Annotated in this window: 1 protein-coding gene and 1 pseudogene; both read right to left on the bottom strand. The window is 75.7% G+C overall.

Annotated features, from left to right (window positions below; genetic code table 11):
- A pseudogene (locus MHW47_RS34430) lies at positions 1–874 on the bottom strand (hypothetical protein); the annotation flags it as partial.
- Positions 871–2,394, bottom strand: a complete 1,524-nt coding sequence (pelF, locus tag MHW47_RS34425; RefSeq protein ID WP_239227767.1) for a GT4 family glycosyltransferase PelF — start codon at positions 2,392–2,394, stop codon at positions 871–873. The gene pelF and the pseudogene MHW47_RS34430, both read right to left, overlap by 4 nt.
- Positions 2,395–2,563 lie beyond the last annotated feature (169 nt).

The raw sequence follows: 2,563 nt of genomic DNA, 5'->3' as shown, positions 1-2,563 counted from the left end.
GCAGCGACAACAGCGGCAGCCCGGCGCGCAGCACGTTCCCGGGCTCCCACCACAGCAGGGACGCCCCACCGGCCGCGACCGGCAGCAGCGCCGCCAGCAGCAGCCGCTCGCGGCCCAGCACCAACAGCACACCGGCCGCCGCGAGATAGGCCGACTGGACCGTGACGACCAGGGCCGTCACGCCCGAGCCCGCGAGCGCGACTCCGGCGCCGGCCGCCACCGCGGCACCCAGCGGCGCCCCCTTCGCGAGGGTGCGGCCCGCCTCCCGCCGCCCGGTCGCCAGACGCAGGTACGCGCGGTGGCCCAGCGCCTGGTTCCAGGCCCAGGAGATCAGCCCCGCCACCACCAGCGCCCGCACCGTGCCGTCCGAAGGCAGCAGCCGCCCCGCGAGTGCGTACGCGAGGCCGGGGAGCGCGAACAGCAGTCCCCGTAAGGCGCAGCGCAGATGGTCCGGCCGCCAGGGGTCCTCGGGACGGGCCGGCTCCGGGTACGTCCGTGGCACGCGCCGGTACACCGCCGTCGCCAGCGAGAACAGGTCGTCGTGCCCGTACTTCTCCCGGATCACGTCGCCGGTCAGGCCCTCGGACTCCAGCAGCGCGGCGACCTCGTAGGAGTGGACCGCGGGCGCGACCCGGTCGGCCAGCGCGGCGGCCAGCTCGTCCACCGCGTCGGCCTGCGCCTTGCGGCGGGGCAGGACGGTGGCCCCCGGGTGCAGATCGGCGAGACGCAGAGCGAGGGTGCGGTCGTCACCGAGACGCAGGGCCAGCGTGCGGTCGTCGCCGAGGCGCAGAGCGAGGGTCCGGTCGTCGGCGAGACGCAGGGCCAGGGTGTCCTGCTCCGCGCCGCCCGGTTCCAGCGATATGGGTCCGCTCATACGGCCGCGCTCCTCACCGGGAATCCGTCCACGGCCGACTGCGGGCGTGCCCCGCCGACCGGGGGCGATTCGCGCAGTCCGGGGTCGGACAACTCCTGGTAGATGGCGCGGAAGGTGTCGATGGTCTGCCGGAGGGTGAACTGCTCGATCACCCTGAGCCGGGCCCCCTCGCCCATCCTCCGGCGCCGGGCGGGATCGGCCAGCAGCTCCAGGGCCGCGGCGGCCATCGCGGCCGGATCGCGGGGCGGCACGACGAGACCGGTGTCACCGACCGCCTCCCGTACACCGCCCACGTCCGTGGACACGGTGGCCCGCCCGCACGACATGGCTTCGATCAGGGTGAAGGGGAAGCCCTCGCTGATGCTGGACAGCATCACCACGTTTCCCGCCGCGTAGGCGTCCCTGATGTCCTCGACCCGGCCCTCGAAGGTGACCGAGGCGCCCTGGCCCAGCTCCGCCGCCAGCGCCTCGCACCGCTCCCGGTAACCCTCCCCGCCGCGCGGCGTACCGCCGAACAGGCGCAGCCGCGCGGCGGGCACCCGCTCCCTCACGAGGGCGAACGCGCGAATGAGGGTCTCCAGGTCCTTGATCGGGTCGACCCGGCCGGCCCAGCTCAGCACGGGGTCGGTGGGCTCCGGCCCGGCGGGCGGGAAGGCGGCGGGGTCCACGCCGTTGTAGACGGTGCGGATCGCGTCGGGCGCGGCACCCCCGTGCTCCTCCCAGAGCCGGTTGTACCGGTTGCCCGGGGTGATCAGGGCGGCCCGCCGGTACGTCTCCTCCGCGAGCAGCCGGAAGAAGCCCAGCACCAGGGCCTTCACCGGCCACCGGTACGGAGCGGTGCGGTACCCGAGGTAGCGTTCGCGCAGGTAGACGCCGTGCTCGGTGAGCAGCAGCGGCACACCGTGCCGTTCCAGCGCGGCGAGTCCCGGCAGGACCGCCACCCCTCCGCTGACCGCGTGCGCCACGCCCGCCGTCGGGTACGGCGCGGCCAGCGGCCGCAGGGCGTGCTCCAGGAGCGCGGTCGCGGTCACCGCGTCGTGCAGGGTCGGCCGGGCCTCGCGCACCGCGAGCCCGGGCCGGTTCCAGACGGCCGTCAGGATGCCGAGCGCCTGGTTCCCGCGCAGGAACGGGCTGAGCCTGCCGTCCTCGCCGGCCCGTGCCAGCGCGTACAGCGCCGGGCCGAAGCCGCTCTCCGCGCGCGGGTCGAGCAGCGCGGTGACGAACCGCTCGTACGACTGGGCGAGCCGCCGGCCGTGGCGCCCGTACGGCGCCTGCCCCTCGGGGGCGGGGCCCCACATCGGGACGGAGACGACGCGGCCGACCTGGGCGGGGATGTCCCAGACGACCGGCTCGCGGCCGGTGCCGGTGACGGCGAGCACGTCGAACGCGATGTCGGGCATACCGGTGACGAGTTGGTCGCACCAGACGCTCACACCACCGTGACTGTGCGGGTAGGTGCCTTCGGTGAGCAGGGTGACGCGCGGCGCGGCGGAGCGCCGCGCGTCGTGGGGAATGTGCATGGAACTGCTCCACAGCCGGGAAGTGAGGGCGTCGGGCCCGGGGGGGCGCGGGCCCGACCCGGCCGCCGCGACGGCGGCCGGGAGGGGAGGGCGTACGCCGGTCAGCGCTCCGCGCCGTCGCGGACCTGCGCCACGACACCGGAGGGGACCTTCGTCCGGGGTGCGGTGG

This window comes from Streptomyces sp. OfavH-34-F, assembly GCF_022347745.1.
Taxonomy (GTDB): Bacteria; Actinomycetota; Actinomycetes; order Streptomycetales; family Streptomycetaceae; genus Streptomyces.
This window is presented reverse-complemented; position numbering and strand designations above follow the sequence as displayed.